General features: G+C 66.3%; 18 protein-coding genes and 1 riboswitch. Of the genes, 5 read left to right on the forward strand and 13 right to left on the reverse strand.

Going from position 1 to position 21921, the window contains the following annotated elements:
* The first annotated feature begins 4 nt into the window (after positions 1-4).
* Positions 5-511 (forward strand): nucleoside 2-deoxyribosyltransferase, encoded by a 507-nt coding sequence (locus tag CLM73_RS00250; protein WP_105236829.1) that lies wholly within the window; start codon positions 5-7, stop codon positions 509-511.
* A gap of 9 nt (positions 512-520) precedes the next feature.
* Here the strand turns inward: CLM73_RS00250 and CLM73_RS00255 are convergent, their stop codons facing one another.
* From CLM73_RS00255 to CLM73_RS00265, 3 genes are all read right to left on the reverse strand, one after another.
* Positions 521-1246: a TetR/AcrR family transcriptional regulator gene (locus tag CLM73_RS00255; protein ID WP_234015771.1), complete on the reverse strand. Its 726-nt coding sequence runs from the start codon at positions 1244-1246 to the stop codon at positions 521-523.
* Between the two features lie 206 nt (positions 1247-1452).
* A complete protein-coding gene (gene ribB, locus CLM73_RS00260; protein ID WP_105236830.1) occupies positions 1453-2172 on the reverse strand; it encodes a 3,4-dihydroxy-2-butanone-4-phosphate synthase in 720 nt (239 codons plus the stop codon).
* Between the two features lie 113 nt (positions 2173-2285).
* A riboswitch (FMN riboswitch) is annotated at positions 2286-2436 on the reverse strand.
* Positions 2437-2546: 110 nt separating this feature from the next.
* Positions 2547-3080 (reverse strand): SET domain-containing protein, encoded by a 534-nt coding sequence (locus CLM73_RS00265; RefSeq protein WP_105236831.1) that lies wholly within the window; start codon positions 3078-3080, stop codon positions 2547-2549.
* Between the two features lie 107 nt (positions 3081-3187).
* On the opposite strand from CLM73_RS00265, the gene CLM73_RS00270 reads away from it, so the two are divergent.
* Positions 3188-4108: a bestrophin family protein gene (locus tag CLM73_RS00270; RefSeq protein ID WP_105236832.1), complete on the forward strand. Its 921-nt coding sequence runs from the start codon at positions 3188-3190 to the stop codon at positions 4106-4108.
* Between the two features lie 35 nt (positions 4109-4143).
* On the opposite strand, the gene CLM73_RS00275 is transcribed toward CLM73_RS00270, so the two are convergent.
* Positions 4144-4626 carry an Lrp/AsnC family transcriptional regulator gene (locus tag CLM73_RS00275; RefSeq protein ID WP_105236833.1) on the reverse strand — a complete coding sequence of 161 codons (483 nt, stop codon included), beginning with the start codon at positions 4624-4626 and terminating at the stop codon, positions 4144-4146.
* A gap of 93 nt (positions 4627-4719) precedes the next feature.
* Here CLM73_RS00275 and ilvB point away from each other — a divergent pair, with 93 nt between their 5' ends.
* A complete protein-coding gene (gene ilvB, locus CLM73_RS00280; protein WP_105236834.1) occupies positions 4720-6552 on the forward strand; it encodes a biosynthetic-type acetolactate synthase large subunit in 1833 nt (610 codons plus the stop codon).
* Between the two features lie 55 nt (positions 6553-6607).
* Here ilvB and CLM73_RS00285 read toward each other — a convergent pair whose 3' ends face one another.
* The 5 genes from CLM73_RS00285 to CLM73_RS00305 all read right to left on the reverse strand — a co-directional run bounded on the left by CLM73_RS00285 (position 6608) and on the right by CLM73_RS00305 (position 12868).
* Positions 6608-7387: an SDR family oxidoreductase gene (locus tag CLM73_RS00285; RefSeq protein WP_105241315.1), complete on the reverse strand. Its 780-nt coding sequence runs from the start codon at positions 7385-7387 to the stop codon at positions 6608-6610.
* A 14-nt stretch (positions 7388-7401) separates the two neighbouring features.
* Positions 7402-8256 (reverse strand): ABC transporter permease, encoded by an 855-nt coding sequence (locus CLM73_RS00290; RefSeq protein WP_105236835.1) that lies wholly within the window; start codon positions 8254-8256, stop codon positions 7402-7404.
* A gap of 13 nt (positions 8257-8269) precedes the next feature.
* Positions 8270-9040 carry an ABC transporter ATP-binding protein gene (locus tag CLM73_RS00295; RefSeq protein WP_199778220.1) on the reverse strand — a complete coding sequence of 257 codons (771 nt, stop codon included), beginning with the start codon at positions 9038-9040 and terminating at the stop codon, positions 8270-8272.
* Entirely contained in the window at positions 9040-10098 is a 1059-nt protein-coding gene (locus CLM73_RS00300) for an ABC transporter substrate-binding protein (RefSeq protein WP_105241316.1), read from the reverse strand. Before CLM73_RS00300 ends, CLM73_RS00295 begins: the two co-directional genes overlap by 1 nt.
* 118 nt (positions 10099-10216) lie before the next feature.
* Positions 10217-12868 carry a DNA topoisomerase III gene (locus CLM73_RS00305; protein ID WP_105236837.1) on the reverse strand — a complete coding sequence of 884 codons (2652 nt, stop codon included), beginning with the start codon at positions 12866-12868 and terminating at the stop codon, positions 10217-10219.
* A gap of 62 nt (positions 12869-12930) precedes the next feature.
* Here CLM73_RS00305 and CLM73_RS00310 point away from each other — a divergent pair, with 62 nt between their 5' ends.
* Positions 12931-15555, forward strand: a complete 2625-nt coding sequence (locus CLM73_RS00310; protein ID WP_105236838.1) for a GDYXXLXY domain-containing protein — start codon at positions 12931-12933, stop codon at positions 15553-15555.
* Between the two features lie 59 nt (positions 15556-15614).
* Here the strand turns inward: CLM73_RS00310 and gluQRS are convergent, their stop codons facing one another.
* The 4 genes from gluQRS to CLM73_RS00330 form a co-directional block, all read right to left on the reverse strand.
* Entirely contained in the window at positions 15615-16493 is an 879-nt protein-coding gene (gene gluQRS / locus CLM73_RS00315; RefSeq protein WP_105236839.1) for a tRNA glutamyl-Q(34) synthetase GluQRS, read from the reverse strand.
* A gap of 80 nt (positions 16494-16573) precedes the next feature.
* On the reverse strand, positions 16574-17032 hold the full coding sequence (locus CLM73_RS00320; protein WP_056565848.1) for a DUF494 family protein: 459 nt from the start codon (positions 17030-17032) through the stop codon (positions 16574-16576).
* A 238-nt stretch (positions 17033-17270) separates the two neighbouring features.
* Positions 17271-19295, reverse strand: a complete 2025-nt coding sequence (locus CLM73_RS00325) for a TRAP transporter permease (RefSeq protein WP_105236840.1) — start codon at positions 19293-19295, stop codon at positions 17271-17273.
* A 230-nt stretch (positions 19296-19525) separates the two neighbouring features.
* Positions 19526-20485: a TAXI family TRAP transporter solute-binding subunit gene (locus CLM73_RS00330; RefSeq protein ID WP_105236841.1), complete on the reverse strand. Its 960-nt coding sequence runs from the start codon at positions 20483-20485 to the stop codon at positions 19526-19528.
* Between the two features lie 265 nt (positions 20486-20750).
* On the opposite strand from CLM73_RS00330, the gene CLM73_RS00335 reads away from it, so the two are divergent.
* Positions 20751-21890: a DSD1 family PLP-dependent enzyme gene (locus CLM73_RS00335; protein ID WP_105236842.1), complete on the forward strand. Its 1140-nt coding sequence runs from the start codon at positions 20751-20753 to the stop codon at positions 21888-21890.
* Positions 21891-21921 lie beyond the last annotated feature (31 nt).

A 21921-nucleotide genomic window follows, 5' to 3' on the forward strand; every position in this document is an offset into this window, starting at 1 on the left:
GGCCATGCGCAGTGTGTACCTGGCGGGTTTCGATGTCTTTCTGCCTGATGCCGTGGCGCACGGCGAACGGCTCAAGACCCTGTGCGCCACCTATGGTTTCGAGGGCGTGTTTCCGCTGGACAACGCCGCGCCGCCGGAACTCGCCGGGCAGGCGCTTGCAGAATGGATCTACCGCGCGAACGTCGCGCTGATCCGCCGCGCCGACATGGTGATGGCGAATCTGAATCCGTTTCGCGGCGCCGAGCCCGATTCGGGCACGGCCTTCGAAGTGGGTTACGCCATCGCCTGCGGCAAGCCCGTGTGGGGCTACACCGGCCAGGCCGGCACGCTGATCGATCAGGTGGCGGTGGGGGCGGCGGCGGACGACGGTGTGTCGCGCATGGTCGATGCGCAGGGCCACACGGTCGAGGACTTCGGGCTGAATCTGAATCTGATGCTGGCGTGCAGCGCGCGCATCGTGACGGGGGGGCCGGCCGACTGCCTGGCCAGGATGGCGCGCGAGCGCGCCTGAGTCCGGCGGCTAGGCGCGCGCCGGCTTCGTCTTTTTGGCGGCGCTGGCCGTCTTGGCCGTTTTCGCGGCCGCATTGACTGCCGCTTTGCCCGGTTTACTTGCCTTGCCCGGCGCGGCGTTTCCAGGCGCGCCCAGATACCCCATCACTGCATCGACCACCGCTGCTTCGAGCTGCTTGGGCGTGAAGCCCGCGGGCGGTGCCAGCGCGGCTGCATGCACCAGCGACTCCATGATTCGCAGCACTACATAGGTCGCCAGATCCCGGTCCGCCTGCGCGATCTCGGCGCGGTGCAGTTCCAGCAGATGCCGCATGCGGCGGTGGATGTCCTGGTCAGCGCGGCTGTGCTCGTGCGGCTGGTCAAACAGCGGAAACTCTCTTTCCAGCACGCGGTGCAACGCGGGCTCCAGCAGATGCGCGTGCAACATGGCCTGCACGATCGCTGCCACGCGCTCGCGCAGCGTGGCCGCCGGGTTGCCGTTCAGCACGTCGTCGATCACGTCCAGCATCTGGTTGTCGTGCCGGTCATGCAGCGCGGCGATCAGCGCGTTCTTGTTCGGAAAGTACTGATAGAGCGAACCCACGCTCACGCCCGCCGTTTCCGCGATCAGATTGGTGTTGGTGCCGGCATACCCGTGCGTGGCCAGAACGCGAGCCGTGGCCTGGAGAATGGTGTCGACGGTTTGCTGCGATCTGAGTTGGCGCGGTGATTTCCGGGGCTGGGGAATGGCGGTCATGAATGGCAAAAAGGCGAATATCAAACGTGAGCAATGGCTCATGGAATGTGCGGCAGTCGATTGCAGGCCAACGGGCCGTGGTCCGGCGGCGCCGCAGCCAGGCGGCCCACCGCAACGCGCTGCGTCGCTTCGCGCGAATTATGCCATTCGCTCAGATACGCGATGGCCGCGCCCGCGAATGCCGCGGGCGCAACCTGGGCGGCCGCTCAGACAGTAGCCGCCATCTCCAGCACTTCGTCGTCGATCGCTTCGGCCTGGCCGTCCTTCAGCTTTTGCAGATGGTCCGCCAATTCGGCAATGGTCAGTGCCACCAGCCCGTGCTCGGCGGCGTAGCGATCCAGCGCTGCGCCGCGCATCATCGTGCCGTCGGCATTCATCAGTTCGCACAGCACGCCCGCCGGGCGCATGCCGGCCAGCACGGCCAGGTCCACGGACCCTTCGGTGTGGCCGCGGCGCGTCAGCACGCCGCCCGGTTGGGCGCGCAGCGGAAACACGTGGCCGGGGCTGACGATGTCGTCGGGCTGCGCCGACGGCGAGATGGCGGCGCGGATCGTGGTGACGCGGTCCACCGCGGACACGCCGGTGCTCACGCCTTCGCGCGCTTCGATCGACACGGTGAAAGCCGTGGCAAAGCGGCTCTGGTTGCGCTGAACCATCGGCGGCAATTCCAGGCGATCCAGCGTATCGCCGGGCAGGCAGAGGCACACGATGCCGCTGCCGTCGCGGATGAGTTGCGCCATGACGGGCACGGTCAGCTTGTCGGCCACGACGATCAGGTCCGCTTCGTTCTCGCGGTCAAAGTCGTCCATGAGGATGACGGGACGGCCCAGGCGCAGGTGATGCAGCGCGCGCGACAGGCGCACGGCAAAGGGCTGCGAAGCCAGGCTGGGGATGGGGGACTGCTGGGTGAAGGCAACGTTGGACATTGAAACGCTCTCGCAAAAGGATGGGGCGAAAAACGTTTCAGGGCTAATCGACAGCCGAACGCAATACGGCCAGGCAAGGCGCAAACGCGCCCGGCGCAGCCGAGTATGTGCCGGCACATCTTCTCTCATCCGGACTATGACCGTCGGCCCTGGCATCTCACCAGGTCTGCTGACCCCGGCCAAAGCATGGCCGGGCGCTCGCGGGCTCGCCACATTGCATGGCATACCGCCGGTGGGGAATTGCACCCCGCCCTGAAGACGTACTGCATGTCGTGTTAACGACCGGTCGATTGTACGCCTGTCCGCAGAGCGGGGCTGAATATGCTTATTGCGGTTGTGGTCTTGGGAAATGGGGCGACCGGCCCCGGTTTCCGTCAGGCGGCCTTGGCGGCCTCGGTCTTGGTGGCCTTGTCCGCATCGGCCTTCTTCGCCTTTTTCTTGGGCAGCGCCAGCATCGTGCCGCGGCAAGGCGGCGTGCCGCAGAGGCACTTGTAGCCCTCTTTCAGCGCCTTCGTGATGCGGTCGTCCAGGACCAGACCGTAGTCGTACGACAGTTCCGTGCCGCGCGGGATGTCCTGCAGCGCCACGATGTAGACGCGCTTGCCGTGCTTGCCTTCCTGCGCCTCGCAGTTGGGCTCGCAGGAATGGTTGATCCAGCGCGCATCGTTGCCCTCGTCGCCGCCGTCGATCACGCGGCCGGAGCTGAGCGCAAAGAAGAACGTGTGGAAGGGATCGTCCGGATTGGTGGGATGGCGGCGGTCGGCTTCCTTGGCGCTGATGCGCGCGCCGCCGTACTCGATGATGCGCGTGCCTGCCGGAATCTTGCGGGCGGCGAAGACGCCGTTGCCGTGCAGCTTGGAGCGGCGGACGACATGCCAGGGCTTGATCGGGGTGTCTTCGTTGGTCATTGAGAATCGAGTGTGGCGGTGAGACGAAACAGAATTATATCGGCGGCTTTATTGCGCGATGACAGGCGTATAGTGAGCGCCGCCTTGTCCCTTGCTTGATATTCATCATGATCGTCCGTCCGCGGCCCTCCGCGCTGGCTTTGTTCTTTGTACTGCGCGGTTCCATCATCCCGCGCATCCTCAGCAGGATCATCGTCATCACGGTGCTCTCCTGCGTGGTGGTGTGGATGTACCACCGCCAGTTCTTCTCGCCCGCGCACCTGACCGCGGTGCCGTTCTCGCTCTTCGGCCTGGCCCTGTCCGTCTTCATGGGCTTTCGCAACAACGTCTGCTATGACCGCTGGTGGGAAGCCCGCAAGCAATGGGGCGACCTCGTCGTGCAGGCGCGCAGCCTGGCGCGCGAAAGCGCGGTGCTGCTGGCGGCCAGCACCGCCAATCCCGTGCAGGAGCGGCTGGTGCGGCGCTGCATCGGTTTCGCCTACGGCTTGGCGGCACGGCTGCGCGGGCAGGACATGGTCGAGGCGGTGCGCCCGTGGGTGCAGCAGGACGAGCTCGACACGCTGGCCGGCTGCCGCAACGTGCCCGATGCGCTGCTCATGTCCATCAACCGCGACCTGGCGACGTGCCTGCGGCGCGGTGAATTGACCGACATCCTGTACCAGGGCCTGACCCAGCGCGTGGCGCAGTGCGCCGCGATCCAGGCGGCCTGCGAGCGCATCAAGTTCACGCCCTGCCCGTTCGCTTACTCACTGTTGCTGCACCGCACGGCGTGGCTGTTCTGCCTGCTGCTGCCTTTCGGTCTGGTGGGCACGCTGGAGTTCCTGACGCCGCTCGCGGTGACCATCGTCGCCTATACGTTCTTCGGCCTGGACGCGTTGGGCGACGAGCTGGAGGATCCCTTCGGCGCCGACGAGAACGACCTGCCGCTGTCGGCGCTGGCCCGCGTGATCGAGATCGACCTGCTCGAAGGCTTGGGCGTGCGGCCCCTGCCGGAACCGGCGGAGCCGGTGGATTACGTGCTGCGCTGAAGACGCGGGGGCGTTGGAATAAGCGAAATAGCGCCCTACGTCGCCGGCCCCGGCCCCGGCCCCGTCAGCGGCAGCTTGGTTTCCTTCAACCGCCGCAGCACGAAGCAGGACTTGCTGTGCCGGATGCCGGGAATGCGGTAGAGCTGTTCGCGCAAGAGGCGCTCGTAGTCGCGGGTGTCGCGTACGGCGATGCGGATGTAATAGTCATAGTCGCCGGACACCAGAAACGCCTCCAGCACCTCCGGGATTTGCGCCAGCGCGCGCCCGAATTCGTACAGCGTCTCTTCGCTGTGGCTTTCCAGCGTCACGTGGACGATGACCGTATCCATGAAGCCCAGGCTGGCCGGATCGATGTCCACCGTGTAACCGCGGATGACGCCGGCGCCTTCCATGCGCTTGATGCGGTTCCAGCACGGCGTGGACGACAAACCGACCGCCGCGCCGATGTCGTTCAGGCTGGCGCGCGCGTTGTCCTGCAGCACCTTCAAAATGGCCAAGTCGAACTTGTCGAGGTTCATTTTCTTCGATTCCTCCAAATCAAAGATGAATTTACTCCGTCCGCCTGTTATCCGTGGAAAAGAAGATAAAAATTCTTCGAATCTACCAATAATATGGATAGCATGAACGATCGCCTGCACCCCACCGCCGCCGCCGCGCTTTCCGCCACCGAAACCGCCACCGAAACCGCCCCTGAAAACGGGGCGAAAATTCTGCTCGACACGCTGATTGCGCACGGTGTCGACACGGTCTTCGGGTATCCGGGCGGGGCGGTCCTGCCCCTGTACGACGCCCTGTACGCCGAGCCGCGCCTGCGCCACGTGCTGGTGCGCCACGAGCAGGCCGCCGTCCATGCCGCCGAGGGCTACGCCCGCACCACCGGCCGCACGGGCGTCGTGTTCGTGACCTCCGGCCCCGGCATGGCGAACACGACCTCGGGCCTTTTGGACGCCATGTGCGATTCGATCCCGGTGCTGTGCATCAGCGGTCAGGTGGCCACGGCGGCCATCGGCACCGACGCCTTCCAGGAATGCGACGCCATCGGCATTTCGCGTTCCGTCACCAAGTGGAACACCCAGATCCGTGCGGTGGACGACGTGGCCAGCGTGACGGCCCGTGCGTTTGAACTGACGCGCCAGGGCCGTCCCGGCCCGGTGCTGGTGGACTTTCCCAAGGACGTGCAGCTTGCCGTGCCGCGCGACAGCGATGGCCTGGATGCGCCGTCGCAGCACAAGCTGGCCGCGCTGCGCGCGCGCCGCCAGTCCGGCAAGCTGGCGGCCAAGCTGCCGCAGTCGGCCGTGCGCCGCGCCGCCGCGCTGATCGCGCAGGCCAAGCGGCCCATCTTCTACGGCGGCGGCGGCCTGGTGAACGCCGGTCCCGAGGCCTGCGAGGCGTTCACGGATCTGGTGCGCCACACCGGCGCGCCCTGCACGCTGACGCTGATGGGTCTGGGCGCCTTCCCCGCGTCCGACCCGCAGTTCGTGGGCATGCTGGGCATGCACGGCACGGTCGAGGCCAACCTCGCCATGCACAACTCGGACCTCGTCGTCTGCATCGGCGCGCGCTTTGACGACCGCATCACGGGCAAGCTGTCGGAGTTCTGCCCGCACGCCCGCAAGATCCATATCGACATCGACCCCGCCTCGATCAACAAGGTCGTGCGCGTGGACGTGGCGCTGGTCGGCGACTGCCTGCCGCTGGTGCGCGCGCTGCGCGCCGAGCTGGGCGACACGCCGCTGGAGCCCGCGCGTCTGGCGCCCTGGTTCAAGCGTATCGACGCCTGGCGCGCGCAGGACTGCCTGGGCTTCACGCCCGCGCCCGACGCCATCCTGCCGCAACACCTGATGTCCCGCCTGAATGCCGCGCTGGCCGACCGCGATGCCATCGTCTCCACCGACGTGGGCCAGCATCAGATGTGGGCCGCGCAATACCTGCGCTTTGACCGTCCCCACCGCTGGCTGACGTCGGGCGGCGCGGGCACCATGGGCTATGGCGTGCCCGCCGCCATCGGCGCGCAGGTCGCGCATCCGGACAAGACGGTCGTCTGCGTCAGCGGCGACGCGTCGGTGCTGATGAACATCCAGGAACTGTCCACCGCCATGCAGCACGAGACGCCCGTCAAGGTCGTGCTGTGCAACAACGGCTACATGGGCATGGTGCGCCAATGGCAGGAACTGATCCACGGCGGCCGCTACAGCCACAGCTACAACGCGTCACTGCCGGATTTCGTGGCGCTGGCGCGCGCTTTCGGCTGGGGCGCGGCGCGGGTGGATGATCCCGCCAAGCTGGATGCGGCGCTGGCCGAATGTCTGGCGCATGACGGTCCGTATTTCCTGGACGTGGCGGTCACCGCGCAGGAAAACTGCTTCCCGATGATGCCCGCGGGCCATGGTCACCAGAAGATGATGCTGGCCGAAGGCGTCTGGTATCAGGACGAGACGACCTGAGAAGTTGCCCAAGCGGGTGTCAGACGCCTTGCAGCAGGTGACACCCACACCAACTTCAAAACTGGATCGACAGCCCGCCGTCCACCACCAGCACGTGGCCGTTCACATACGACGCCGCGGGTGACGCGAGGAACACCGCCGCGCCCGCGATTTCTTCCGGCTCTCCCCAGCGACCCGTCGGGTTGCGGGCAGCAACGCGCGGGCCGAACTGCGGGTCCGCCACCATCTGCGCATTGGTTTCGGTGGCAAACGTCCCCGGCGCGATGGCGTTGCTGGTGATGTAGTGCGCACCGAATTCCGCCGCCAGCGCGCGCACCATGCCGGTCAACCCTTGCTTGGCCGCGGGATACACCGCGTCGCCCGCGCGCGCCAGTTCTCCCACCACCGACGTAATCGCGATCAGCCGGCCGCCGCCCTGCCGCATCATGCGCTCGGCCGCGAACTTGGCCAGCAGCATGCCGGCGACCAGATCGGTGTCGATCAGCTCGCGTATTTCAGCCGGCGTGGTGTCGCGCAGCGTCTTGCGATTGCGCGCGCCTACGTTGTTCACCAGGATGTCCAGGCGCTCGTGCTCGCTGTCGATGCGCGCGAACGCCTCTGCCATCGCCGCGTCGTTGCTCACATCAAACGGCAGCGGATGCGCGTCCAGCCCCGCGGCAGTCAGCTCACCCACCGCCTTGTTCACCGCTTCGACGTTGCGGCCATTGATCAGCACGCGCGCACCACAGCCGGCCAGCGCCCGCGCGATGCAAAAACCCAGCCCGCGGGCCGAGCCGGTCACCAGCGCCACCTGTCCTGTCAGGTCGAAATTGCGCAGATACGGAAGTGTCTTCATCAATCGGGCCTCGCTCATTCCCGGAATTCCGGCGCCCAGTGCAAGAGCCGCCGTTCAATCCACGTCACACAATAAACCAGCGCAATGCCGACGATGGACAGCAGCGTCACCGCCGCAAACATGTCGGTGGCGTTCAGCGTCGCCAGCGCGGTAATCATCAGATAGCCCATGCCCGTGGTCGAGCCCACGAACTCGGCCAGCACCACGCCGATCAGCGCGAAGCTGATGGCATTGGGCAGCGCGGCAAATGTCCACGCCGCCGCCGTCGGAATACGCACCCGCCACAGGATCTGGCGCGGCGACCCGCCCAACGTGCGGCAGAAGTCGACCAGTTCCCGCTCCACGCTGCGTCCGCCCTTGTAGGTGTTGAAGAACACCAGAAAGAACACGACGAACCACGACGTGACCACCTTGGACGCCAGCCCCAGCCCGAAGAACATCGTGATGAGCGGCACGAACGCGATCCGCGGCATGGAGTTGAACGCCACGATAAACGGGTTGAACACGTCGGCCAGAAAGCGGCTGCGGCTGAGCGTCATGCCCACCACGAAGCCACTGCCCACGCCCACCACCAATCCGACAAGCGTGGCCTGCAGCGTCAGCCACAAATGCGGCCAGACCGAACGCGGCCCGGGCTGCAGCCATTCCCACAAGCGCACGGCCACGCGCGAGGGCTGGCTGATGAAAAAGGGATCGAAGAGCGTGTTCTGCGCAAACCACGGGATGCGCGTCAGCGTTTCCCACGAGCCCAGGATGACGGCAAGGATCAGGACCTGCCACAAGGTGATGCGCACGCGGCGCGCGACGGCGGCGCGGCGGTCCAGGCGTAGCTGGTCCTGCAGGGAGTCGGCGGTATCAATCGAGGTCATGACGCGTATCGGTTCAAGCGGCGGCGCGGAACTGCTGGCCCAGCACGCTCCAGAGGCTTTGCACGTGGGAGACGAACTGCGGCGTTTCGCGCAGGGTGAAGACGTCGCGCGGATGCGGGATCTGGATGCGCTCGTCCAGCAGCACGCGGCTGGGCGGACCGGACAGCACCACCACGCGATCGGACAGCAGAATGGCTTCGTCCAGGTCGTGCGTGACCATCACAATCGTCTGGCCCAGCTTGCGCCAGATCTCCATCAGCTCGCGATGCAGGTGCGTCTTGGTGTGCGTGTCCAGCGCGCCGAAAGGCTCGTCCAGCAGCAGGATGCGCGGCTCCACCGCCAGGCTCATCAAGAGCGCCACGCGCCGCCGCATGCCGCCGGACAACTGATGCGGAAAGGCGTCGGCGAACGCGCTCAGGTGGCCGAGTTCCAGCAGTTCGGCGACACGCTTGGCGATCCGGTCGGCCGGCACGCCCTGAAACTTCAACCCCAGCGCCACGTTCTTCCTGACGCTGAACCACGGCAGCAGCGTGTCCTTCTGGAAGATGTAGCCCAACGCCGGCGGCACCTGCCCATCCACCACGCGCCCGTCCACCGTGATGGTGCCCGTGGTGGGACGCAGAAAGCCCGCCATCATGTTCAGCAGCGTGCTCTTGCCGCAGCCGGACGGCCCGACGATGGACACGAATTCGCCTTCGTTGATGGTCAGGCTGACCTCGCCGACGGCGTGCGTCGTGCCCTGGCGCGACTGGTACGCCTTGCCTACCTTGTCCAGCGTGATCATCAAAGGCCCCGGGCTTTTCGCACGAAGCTCATGTTCACGCACTTGGCGTAAGGCACGGTCTTGATCTCTTCATTCGAGAACTGGCGGCCGTCGCCCATGATGGCCGTCATGCGGTTGTAGGCGTCCTCGGTGATGATGTTGTCCTTCAGGAACACCGTCTCCTTGTAGACGCCCAGCGTCTTCTCGATGGCGGGGCGCGGGAAGGCGCTCAGGTAATCGTCGTAGATCACGTCCGTAATCGCAGCCGCGCTGTTGGCCGTGATGAAGTCCTGCGCCTTGACCATCGCAGTCACAAAGGCCTGCACGACCTCGGGGCGCTTCTGGATGGTGTCCTGCAGCGTCAGCGCTGCAATGCCCGGCACGTCGCCGCCCATGAACTCGTTCCACGAGGCTTCGGTCGTGGCGTCGAAGATCGGCACGCCCCAGCCTTCCTGGCGCGCCTGTTCCATCATCGACATGGTGGCCATGCTGGCGGCCACCGACCCGGTCTTGAGCGCGCCCAGCATCGTCGCCAGATCGCCCAGGGGGCGGATGTCGACCTTGTCGGCCACGCCCGCCTTCTGCATCAGATACAGCGCCATCAGCCACGTGCTGGACTGCGGCTGCGTCGCGCCGACGCGCTTGCCCGCCAAGTCCTTCATCGACTTGATCTTGCCGCTTTCAAAGTCCTCGCGGCGCACGATGACGTTGGCGTACGTCAGCTTGCGGTCAAAGCCGAACACCAGCGCGGCGGGCTTGCCCGCGATGGTCAGCGCGGGCGCGGCCGTGGCCGCCGTGGCGCCGAACACGATCTGGCCGGCGGCCAGCAGCTGGTTGGTGCGCGGGCCGCTCTGCGAATTCAGGTACTCGACCTCCAGCCCGCCCTCTCCGAAGAAACCCTTTTTCAGCGCCACATAGCCCGCCGCGAAAAAGGGGTCGATGCTGCCCTGGCCGTACACGACCTTGCCCAGCTTGGGCTGCGCGAAAACGACGCGCCCGTTGAGCAGGCTGATGCCGGCGAAGGCGGACGCGGCAGCCAGCACGCGGCGGCGGGTGGTGAAGTCGGAGCTACGGGTCATGTCGTCCTCGAAGTATCTGGGTTGCAGCTGTTTGGCGTCAACAATACCCCAGCGATTGCTGCCCAACAATGGAAAACGCCCGGTTTCCCGGGCGTTCGGTCGTACGGCGCAGCGCGGATTACGCTGCGGTCTTCTTGGGTGCGGCCTTTTTCACGGCCTTCTTGGCAGCGGTCTTGGTTGCCGTTTTGGTTGCCGTCTTAGTGGCGGTCTTGGCAGCCGCCTTCTTGGCCGGCGCCTTCTTCGCAGCCGTCTTGGCAGCCGTCTTCGTGGCGGTCTTCGTCGCTGTCTTGGCCGGCGCACGCGCGCGGCCCGGCTTCTCGGGACGGGGCTCGAACTCGAATCCCACCTTGCCGTCGGGCTGACGCACCAGGAACGCCTTGAACTTGCGATTCGTGCGGCTGGACACAAAGCCGTCCAGCAGATCGGTGCGGCCGTTGGTCAGCAGCTTTTCCATCTGCTCGCGCGAGATCTCCTGCTGCAGGATGACCTTGCCCGACCGGAAGTCGCACGACTTCTCGGGGCCGACGGACTTTTCGCAGACGTAGCTCATGCCGTGCTCGAACACGCGCGACTGGCATTTCGGGCACGGACCCACCGGCGTGTGGCCGGAGAAGTCCACCGCTTCGTTGTCGTCCTCGTCGTTCTGGCCGAAGTCGAATTCCAGCTTGTACTCATCGCTGATGCGCAGGATGGCGGCAAACGGCCGGCCCATCTTGCTGATGAAGCCTTGCAGCGGACCGATCTCGCGCTTGGCCAGCAGCTCTTCGACTTCCGGCAGTTCGAACGTGCGGCCGCCCGGGTGCTTGCCGATCGAGAAGTCGCAGGCCGTGCAGGCAAAGCGGCGGTAGTTTTCCTTGACCACCGCGCCGCACTTGGGGCACGGCGTGGTCAGCGTGGCGTAGTCGCCCGGCACCGTGTCGCGCTCGTATTCCTTGGCGCGCTTGACGATGACCTGCGTCATCTGCGCGATCTCGCGCATGAAGGCCTCGCGGCCCAGTCCGCCCTGCTCGATCTGCTTGAGCTTGTGCTCCCATTCGCCCGTAAGTTCAGGCGAGGTCAGTTCGGCCACGTCCAGGCCCGACAGCAGCGTCATCAGCTGGCGCGCCTTGGCGGTGGGCACCAGATCGCGGCCTTCGCGGCGCAGGTAGCTTTCGTTGAGCAGGCCTTCGATGATGGCCGCGCGCGTGGCCGGCGTACCCAGGCCGCGCTCGGACATGGCCTCGCGCAGTTCCTCGTCGTCCACCAGCTTGCCGGCGCCTTCCATGGCCGACAGCAGCGTGCCTTCGTTAAAGCGCGCGGGCGGCTTGGTCGACAGGCCGACGGCTTCGATGTCTTCCGTGCGCACGGTCTCGCCGTCCGCCACCGGCACCAGGTTGGCGTCCTCGCCCTGGGCTTCCTTGCCGTACACGGCCAGCCAGCCCGGATTGACCAGCACCTTGCCGTCCGTGCGGAAGCGATGCCCCTGCACTTCGGTCAGGCGCGTCGTGACGCGGTATTCCGCGGCGGGGAAGAACACCGCCAGGAAGCGCTTGAGCACCAGGTCGTAGAGCTTGGCTTCGGCTTCGCTCAGGTCGTGCGGGATCTGCAGCGTGGGGATGATCGCAAAGTGATCAGACACCTTCTTGTTGTCGAAGATGCGGCGGTTCGGCTTGACCCACTGCTGGCTGACGACGGTGTCGGCGTGGCGCGACAGGCCGCCCACGGCGTTGGAACCGCCCTTGGCCAGCGCGCGCATGGTTTCCTGCACCGTGCTGATGTAATCCTCGGGCAGGTAGCGCGAATCGGTACGCGGATAGGTCAGCGCCTTGTGGCGTTCGTACAGCGTCTGCGCGAGCGACAGCGTGGTCTTGGCCGAGAAGCCGAAGCGGCCGTTGGCTTCGCGCTGCAGCGACGTCAGGTCGTACAGGGCCGGCGACATCTGGCTGGACGGCTTGGATTCCTCGGTCACGCTGCCCGGCTTCTCGCGGCAGGCGGCGACCACGCTTTGCGCGGCGGCGGCCGACCACAGGCGCGATTCGCGCTTTTCGGGATCTTTGTCGTCTTTCTTGAATTGCGGGTCGATCCAGCGGCCTTCGTACAGGCCGGCGGCCGCGATGAAGGTGGCGCGCACTTCCCAGTAGTCGCGCGGCACGAAGCGGCGGATGCGCTCTTCGCGTTCGGCCACGATGGCCAGCGTGGGCGTCTGCACCCGGCCGACCGGCGTCTTGAAGAAACCGCCGTCCTTGCTGTTGAAGGCGGTCATGGCGCGCGTGCCGTTGATGCCGACCAGCCAGTCGGCTTCGGCGCGCGAGCGTGCCGCGGCTTCCAGCGGCTTCATCTGCGTGTCGTCGCGCAGGTTGGCGAAGGCCTCGCGGATGGCGGCCTGGGTCATCGACTGCAGCCACAGGCGCTGAATCGGCTTTTTCACGCCCGCGTATTGAACGATGTAGCGGAAGATCAGTTCGCCTTCACGTCCCGCGTCACAGGCGTTGATGATGGCGTCCACGTCCTTGCGCTTGGCCAGGCGGACAAGCAGCTTGAGGCGTTCGGCGGACTTCTTGTCGGTCGGGCCCAATTCGAACGCGGGCGGAATCACGGGCAGGTGCGTGAAGCTCCACTTTCCCTTGACCGGATCGTTGGGCGCGACCAAGCTGAGCAAATGGCCGATGCTGGAAGCGAGAACGTAACGTTCGCTTTCAAAATAGTCGCCCTCGCGCGCGAAGCCTCCCAAGGCGCGTGATATATCAAGGGCCACCGAGGGCTTCTCGGCAATAATCAGCGTTTTATTCATGTGTATCCAGTGGCGGTAGTCCCGCCGTATCAGCGCGGATAATAAGATCGGAGATTCGCCAGATGCAAGTCGGCACTGAAAGGCAAGCGGGATCCGAACTGCACGCTTGGCGTCAATTTTTGTCGCGAAGCACCTTGTGGCTAGGGGTTTTGCTGCTGGGCAGCGCCGCCGTTTGCTGGGTTGCTGCCAATTGGCAGGACATGACAAAAATGCAGCGCTTTGCCGGCGTGCAGGGTCTTCTGGCCGTGTGCGCGCTGGCCGCAGCGTGGTCCGGATTGCGCTTGCGCGCCCGGCCCGGCGTGCGGCGCAGCATACCTGGCGCGCTGCTGGCGCTGGCCGGCATTCTGCTCGGCGCCCTGCTCGCGCTGTTGGGTCAAACATATCAGACGGGTGCCGATACCTGGGAATTGTTCGCCTGGTGGGCAGTGCTGCTGCTGCCGTGGGCGCTTGCCGCGGGCAGCCAGGCGGTGTGGCTGCTGTGGGCGCTGGTGCTCAATCTTGCGGCCGCGCTGTGGCTGGGCGAACGCGTCTTCACCTGGCTGATGATCTTCGGCGGCCCGGGTTTGCCCAGTCTTGTCATGGCCGCCCTGAACCTGCTGTTGCTGTTTGGCTGGGAAATGGCCGCGCGCCGCTGGCGCGCCAGCACGGTCTTTGGACCGCGCATCCTGGCCGCCATCGCGATCAGCGTGCTGGTCCTGGCCCTGATGTTCGGCGATTCCATCGTCGACGGTCTGGGCACCTACAACGGCATTGCGTGGGTCGCCGCGACGTTGGGGCTTGGTCTTTACTATCAGCGCGTCCGGCGCGATCTCGTCATCCTGGCCATGCTGGCCGCCGGCGTCATCTGCGTGTCGCTGCGCGTGGTCGGCGAATGGCTGTGGCGGCTGGAGCCCGGCGTGTGGGCGACGCTGCCGCTGGCGGCCCTGCTGATGGCCGAGGCCGTCGTGGCCGCCCGCTGGCTGCGTGGCCTCAGCAACGAAGCGCCGGTCCCCGTGCCCGCCGCCGACGCCGAGCCTGCTGGCGCGTCGGCCGGCAATGCCGTGGACCCCGCCGATTCCAGCGCGCCTGTCGCGCAGCTGGCCCCCGCCGCCGTGCCGCGCGCCGAGCCGCCCTGGTACGTGCAGTGCCTGCTGGGCTTGTCCGCCTGGCTGGCCACCTTGCTCCTGCTGCTGTTCGTCGCGTTTTCCAATCTGATCACCACCGAAGGCGGCGCGCTGGTCGCCGGGCTGGTGCTGTGCGCGGCGGGCGTGGCGGTGCTGCGCAGCGACGCCGGTCCGTTCTGGCGGCAATGCGGCACGGCCATGGCCTTCACGGGGCAGATCCTCATCATCTTCGGGCTGTCCGATTCGACCTCGTTCGCCAGCGCCAGCTTCTTCGTGCTGCTGATGGCGGCCGCGGTCTATGCGCTGGGGCCCGACGTGATCCTGCGCTTTCTCAGCGGTCTTCTGATCGCCCTGGCCAGCGCGGCGCTGATCTGGCGCGGCCTGTCGCCCGACCTCATGCAGGAAGATCTGATGGACGCGTGGATCCGCTTCGACGCGACCCGGGCCACCTTCCTGTGGCTGCCCATCGGCGTGATCGGCGCGTGGGCCACCGCCGTCATCCTGACCGTCAGCCACCGCGTGGGCGCGCGGCGCGGCCACGCGCTGCAGCCGCTGGCGTGGGCCTTCCTGCTGTCCGTGCAGGGCATGGTCTGGCTGGCGAGCGGCATTTCCGTCATTGAATTGCCGGCCATCTGGCAGTTGGCGCCGCGAACCGCTGTGCTGATCGTCGCGGGCGCGCTGCTGCCGGTGGCCGCCGCGCTGGCTGTCCTGTGGCCGCGCCGCCGCCTGCTGACGGGCGGCGTCACCTGGGGCGTGCCAATCGGTCTGCTGCTGCTGGCGTTGTTCTGGCTGCCCAGTCCGGGGGTCGGATTCGCCCTGACGTGGCTGCTGCTGGGGTTTGGTCTGAACCAGTCCCGCGTCATGATTTTTGGCGCGGCCAGCCTGCTGGCCTACCTGGGCGTCTATTACTACCAGTTGGAACTGCCGCTGCTGCAAAAGGCGCTGTGGCTCAGCGGCGCGGCGGTCCTGCTGTTCGTGCTGCGCGCCGCGGTGTGGCTCGTGCCGCGCCTGATGCGCACGCAGACGCCCGCGCAGCCGCGTCCGATGCCACCGGTGTCCCCCGCCCTGCGCTGGCGCACGGCGGCCATCCTGGGCGGTCTGGCGCTGGTGCTCGCGGCGGCCAACTTCGGCATCTGGGAGCGCGAAAAGCTCCTGGCCTCGGGCAAGGTGGTCATTCTGGAATTGGCGCCGGTCGATCCGCGTTCGCTGATGCAGGGCGACTACATGGCGCTGAATTTCGCGGCCGGACGCGAGGTGACCCGCCTGCGGCTGGGCGGCGACCGCCCCGACGTGGACGGCGTCATGGGGTACGAACCCGACGGCTACGTGATGCTGACGCCGGACGCGCGTGGTGTCGCGCAAGCCGTGCGCATTCAGTCCGACGTCCATCCGCACGCCGAAACCGAAGTGCCGCTGCGCTATCGCGTCCGCGGCAACGGCGTTCGCATCGTGACCAATGCGTGGTTCTTCCCGGAAGGCGAAGCGGCGCGTTATGAGGTCGCGCGTTTCGGAGAGCTGCGCGTGGCCGACGACGGGGAAGCGTTGCTGGTGCGAATGCTGGGGGCGGATCTGCAGCCGTTGTGAGCGGCCCGGCCGGCTCACGCCGGCGGCGCATGCAGTCCGCTAATCGTGCGGACGCCGGATCAGCCCGGAAACCGCGCAGCCCAGCGCGCCGTGGCGTCCTGCAGGAATGACGCGACATCCGCAGCGGACAGCGGCGCAAATCCCAATGCCGCCCACGCAGCTTGCAGGGCCGGCAGGGGCGCGCTGGTATCAATCGCCGGCGCGCCGTTCTGCTTGGACAGTTTCAAACCGCTGGCGGGATCCAGAATCAACGGCACGTGCAGGTAGCGCAACGGCGGCAATCCCAAGAGGCGCCCCAGCACGCGCTGACGCGCCGTGGAACTGAGCAGGTCGGCCCCGCGCACCACATCCGTCACGCCCTGCGCGGCATCGTCCACCACCACCGCCAACTGATACGCCCACAACCCATCCGCCCGCCGCAGCGCAAAATCCCCGACGGCCTGCGCCACGTCCTGCTCCTGCGGCCCGAGCCAGCGGTCGTCAAAGTGTTCCAGGCCTTCGGGCACGCGCAACCGCCACGCCCGCGCCTCACGCCCGGGCGGCAAACCGTGGCGGCAGGTGCCGGGATACGGCCGTTCGCCATCGGCGCCCGGCGCGGTCTGGCCGCGCAGCGCAGAATCCGCGATTTCGCGTCGCGTGCAGCCGCAGCCATAGATCAGGCCCTGCGCGGCAAGCGCGTCGAACGCGGCCTGGTAGGCTTCGTTGCGTTGAGACTGCCAGATAATCTCGCCGTCCCAGACAAGTCCTAGCGCCTGCAACTGCCCCATGATGACGTCCGCCGCGCCCGCCACCGTGCGGGGCGTGTCCACGTCTTCAATGCGCAGCAGCCAGCGCCCGCGCTGCGCGCGCGCGTCCAGCCAGCTCGCCAGCGCGGTCGCCAGCGAGCCCGCATGGAGCGGTCCGCTGGGACTGGGAGCGAAGCGGCCAACGTAATTCAAGGGGACGTAGACAAGACTTCAGCCCGCACGATCAGGCGCGCGGGCTGAGGGGTGGAAAAGCGTGGCGCGGGAACGCGTGCTCAATGCAGCAGGCGCCCGCCTTCTTCGTCGAGCAGCTCTTCGAGAACCAGATTGTCAATCTCGGCTTCCTGGCTCCAGAGAACCATGAGGGCAATGATCTTGATCTTGGAGAGCGGCACGGGCGTTTCCGGCGAGGCCAGGCCTCGGTCGATAACGATCTCGCGCAGGGGCGCGGGCAGCACGCCGGCCGATTCCAGGAAGGCGATGAAGCCGATGGACTCGGTGCCGAGCTGTTGGTATTCGTTATCGGTGTAGATCCGGGTTCCGGACGTGGGAGCCTGGGCCAGGTCGACGCACCGTTCGGTGGTCTCGGCAAGGCCATACAGCCAACCGAGCGCGTCGTCGATGTCCTCGTGCTCGAAACCGGCAGCGGCGAGCCGCTTGGCGAGCACATCGGCAGCAGGACAGGCCTGAGGCGTGTAGTAATTCTCGAACAGATAGACCAGGATATCGAACATATGGCGCAGTTTGTGCCTGTTTGCACAGTCGGCCCGCATATCGGCAGACCAGCAAACATGAATTTTACTTTACGCCGATTTATTTTGCCGGGCAACCGACTAAAAGGCGGGTGTTGTACTACGTCACCTTGCGTGCAAGGACGCCTATTTTGCACCCAAATGCAGGCAAAATGGCTGATTCAGCAAAAAGGGGCGGTCCCGCACGGATCCGCCCCTTTTTTGCTTTCCGCGCAGTGCGTTACGCCACCTTGGGCGCGTTCTCCAGTTTCAGGCCCGCCAGCTGGCGGATGAAGACCGGGACGCAGATCACCAAGCCGATGATGCCGCTGGTCAGGCCCGGAATGATCGTCAGCAGTGCGCCAATGGTGCACAGCCACCGCTCCCAGCTCTTCATGCCGACCAGCATGAAGCGCGACAAGGCCGCCGACAGCAACACCAGGCCGACCATGCAGCCGAGCAGGGTCACGAAGAACTCGTACCAGGTGAAGCCCTGCACCGAAATCAGCAGCGACGGCGAGAACACGAAGACAAACGGCACGATCAGCTTGGTGATGCCCAGCCGGAACGCCGTGTTCCCGGTCTTGAAGGGATCGCTGCCCGCCATGCCCGCCGCCGCGTACGCGGCCAGCGCCACCGGGGGCGTGATGTCCGCCAGGATGCCGAAATAGAACACGAAGAAGTGCGCCGCAATGGGCTGCACCCCCAGTTGCACCAGCGTCGGCGCCGCAACCGCCACCATGATGAGGTAGTTGGCGGTTGTGGGCACGCCGCAGCCCATGAGGATGCAGACGATGCCGGTCATCACCAGCGCCGCGACCAGCGTCAGCGACTGCATGTCCGTCATCGCCTCGGGCAGGAAGAACGCCGCGCCCGCAGCCAGCGCCTGCGACGCGGCGATCACGATGTACGAAATCTTGAAGCCCACACCCGTCAGCGTCACCACGCCGATCACGATGCCCACCGTGCCGGCAGCCGCGCCGACCGCCAGCGCGTACTTCGCGCCGGTCTCAAAGGCTTCGTACAGGTCGCGCAACCGCAGCCGCGTGTAGGGATTGAGGATGCCCACCACGATGCAGCCCGTGATGCCCGCGAAGGCCGCCAGATAGGGCGTGCGGCCGCTGGCCAGCATGCCGATCAGCATCGCCAGCGGGATCAGCGTCGGCCAGCGCATTTTGAACGACTGCTTGAGCTTGGGCATTTCCTCGGCGGTCAATCCGCGCAGGCCCTCGCGTTTGGCCTCGAAGTGCACCTGCATGAACATGCCGAAGAAGTACAGGAACGCCGGAAAAATGCCCGCGATCGCGATCTGCTGGTACGGAATCCCCAGGAACTCGATCATCAGGAACGCGGCCGCGCCCATGATGGGCGGCGTGATCTGCCCGCCCGTGCTGCTGGCGGCTTCCACGCCCGCCGCGAAATGGCGCGGGTAGCCCACGCGAATCATCGCCGGAATGGTCAGCGACCCCACCGTCACGGCGTTGGCCACCGACGAGCCCGAAATCATGCCGAACATCGCCGAGCCGAACACCGACACCTTGGCCGGTCCGCCCGCATAGCGCCCCGCCACGGTCGAGGCCACGTCCAGGAACAACTGGCCCAGCCCGATGCGGGTGGCCAGCACGCCGAACAGCACGAAGTGGAACACGTAGGTCGCCACCACCCCCACCGCCACGCCGTACACGCCCTGGCTGGTCAGATACATATGGTTGACGACCTGCGACCACGTATTGCCCGCGTGCTTGAGCAGCCCGGGGAAGTACGGCCCGAACATCGCGTACGCCATGAACACCAGCGCGATGATCGGCAGCGGCCAGCCCATGGCGCGCCGCGTGGCTTCCAAAAGGCCGATCAGCAGGATCGAGCCCATCAGCACGTCCTGAGGCAGCGGATTGCCCACGCGGAACGCCAGGTCCTCGAAGATGTACGGGATGTACAGCACCGACAGGGCCAGCGCGATCGCGATGATCCAGTCGTACAGCGGAATGCCGCCCGGCGCATACCAGGTCGACTTGGGTTCGCGCTGGTAATGCGACTTGGAAAAGCCGAACACCAGGAAGATCAGGCTCAGCACGAAGGCCAGGTGCACGCCGCGGTGCGTCGCCTCGCGCAGCAGGCCGAAGCCGGCGGTGTAGTAATGAAAGATCGAGAGGCTGACCAGCAGGCCCGAGACGATCCACGTGGCAGTCTTGTCCAGCGGCCGGAAGCGGATTTCCGAATCGTACTTTTCCGCCAGCTTCTGGGTTTTCTCGTGATCGATTTCCATCGCGGTGATTCTCAAGATGATTCAACAAGCAGGGCCGCACAACGGCGGCCCTGCTCAAATGCGGCGCGAAAGCAATCGCCGCCGACATAAAGCACTACGACAGTTCGCCCACCCAAAGGCAAGCAATTCGCATAAAGAACCCGATCCGCCCAAGCGGGGCCGCGCGGATCCGGCTCTGCCGGTCCGCCACCGGCGCCCCTGGGGGAAGCGCCGCAGGCGCTCGGGGGGGCCTACTTCAGCAGGCCAATCTCTTTGTAGAACTTCTCGGCGCCCGGGTGGAACGGGATGCCCGCGCCCTTGGTCGCGTTCTCGCGCGAGATCAGCTTGCCCTTGGCGTGGCCGGCGTCCAGCGTCTTGCGCGTGGCGTCGCTGTACAGCGCCTTGGTCACCTCATACACCGTCTGCTCGGGGATCTTGGCCGACGTCACCATCTGCGCGTTCACCGAGATGGTCTTGACCTCGGGGATGTTCTGGTACGTGTTGGCGGTGATGACATCCGGCGTGAAGAACTCTTGCTTGGCGCGCAGCGCGTCGATTTCCGGACCCACCAGCGACACCAGTTCGATGTTGCCCGTGGAGGCCAGTTCGGCGATGGCGCCGGCCGGCGCGCCGCCCACGAAGAAGAACGCGTCCAGGCCGCCGTCCTTGAGCTTGTCGCCCGCCTGGTTGGGCTTCAGGTATTCGGCCTTCACGTCCTTGTCGGTCATGCCGTACGCGCCCAGGATCAGGCGCACGTCGACCAGCGTGCCGGAGCCCGGCTCGTCCATCGACACGCGCTTGCCCTTCAGGTCGGCCACGCCCTTGATGCCGGAGCCCTTGCGCGTCACCAGATGGATGCTTTCCGGATACAGCGTCGAGATCAGGCGCAGGTCCTGCGCCTTGGGCTTGCCTTCGAACGTGCCCGTGCCGCTGTAGGCCCAGAACGCCACGTCCGACTGCGTGAAGCCGGCTTCGAACGAGCCGCCCATGATGCCGTTGATGTTGGCGACCGACCCGTTGGAGGCGACTGCCGTGGCGATCAGCTTGCCGGGTTGGGACACCGCGTTGCCGATGATGCCGCCGATCGGGTAATACGTGCCCGCGGTGCCGCCCGTGCCGATGCGGAAAAACTGCTGGGCTTGTGCCGAACTGGTGGCGCCGACAGCGGCGACCGCGACGGTCAGGGCGGTGATCCAGTGCTTGAGTTTCATGCGAGCTTCTCCGGTACTTGTTGACAGGTCTGTCGGGTGACGTGGGTCGTCTTGTCATCGCCGGCGCGACAGCGTTGCCGCGCCGGAAATGGGCCTCCCCTTGGGGGCCGTTTTCATGATGAAATTCTGTCATGCCGCCCACTCGTAGCCAATGGTTACGGGGCTATCGTTTACCTGGGGGTGCATCGCCCGTTTGGTTATGGGTGGTCCCGCTTTGGTTATGCGCGTGTTACCTCTCTTGCAGTCAGACTACGGAGTCATCAGGATGTCCCAGGAAGTCATACGCGGCATTGCGCTGCCCCCGCCCGCGCAGCCGGGCGATCCCCTGGCCCGCGTCGATACGCCCAGCCTCGTGCTGGACCTGACGCCCTTCGAGGCCAACCTGCGCGCGATGCAGGCCTGGGCCGACCGCCACGACGTCGCGCTGCGGCCGCACGCCAAGGCGCACAAGTGTCCGCAGATTGCCCTGCGCCAGCTTGAACTGGGCGCGCGCGGCATCTGCTGCCAGAAGGTCAGCGAAGCCCTGCCCTTTGTGGCCGCCGGCATCCAGGACATCCACATCAGCAACGAAGTCGTCGGCCCCGCCAAGCTGGCGCTGCTGGGTCAGCTGGCGCGCGTGGCGAAGGTCAGCGTGTGCGTGGACAACGCGCACAACCTGGCGCAGGTGTCGCAAGCCATGGTGCAGGCGGACGCGCAGATCGATGTGCTGGTGGAAGTGGATGTCGGCCAGGGCCGCTGCGGCGTGTCGGACGACGCCCTCGTGCTGGCGCTGGCGCAGCAGGCGCGTGACCTGCCCGGCGTGAACTTCGCCGGTTTGCAGGCCTATCACGGGTCGGTGCAGCACTACCGCACGCGAGAGGAGCGCGCCGAGGTCTGCCGCCAGGCGGCGCGCATTGCCGCGTCCTATGCGCAACTGCTTCGCGAAAGCGGCATCGCCTGCGACACCATCACGGGCGGCGGCACGGGCAGCGCCGAATTCGATGCGGCCAGCGGCGTCTATACCGAATTGCAGGCCGGTTCCTACGCCTTCATGGACGGCGACTACGGCGCGAACGATTGGGACGGCCCGCTAGCGTTTGAAAACAGCCTGTTCGTGCTGGCCACCGTCATGAGCAAGCCGGCGCCCGATCGCGTGATCCTGGATGCGGGGCTCAAGTCCACCACCGCCGAATGCGGCCCGCCCGCCATCTTTGGCGAACCCGGGTTGACCTACACCGCCATCAACGACGAACACGGCGTGGTCCGCGTGGAGCCGGGGGCGCAGGCGCCCGACCTGGGCGCGGTGCTGCGGCTGGTGCCGTCGCACGTCGATCCCACGTTCAACCTGCATGACGGGCTGGTGGTCGTGCGAAATGGCGTGGTGGAAGATATCTGGGAAATCGCGGCGCGCGGGTTCTCGCGCTAACGAAAAAAGGCCGGCACGCCGTCAACGTGCC

It is taken from the genome of Achromobacter spanius (genome assembly GCF_002966795.1).
Taxonomy (GTDB): Bacteria; Pseudomonadota; Gammaproteobacteria; order Burkholderiales; family Burkholderiaceae_B; genus Achromobacter; species Achromobacter spanius_D.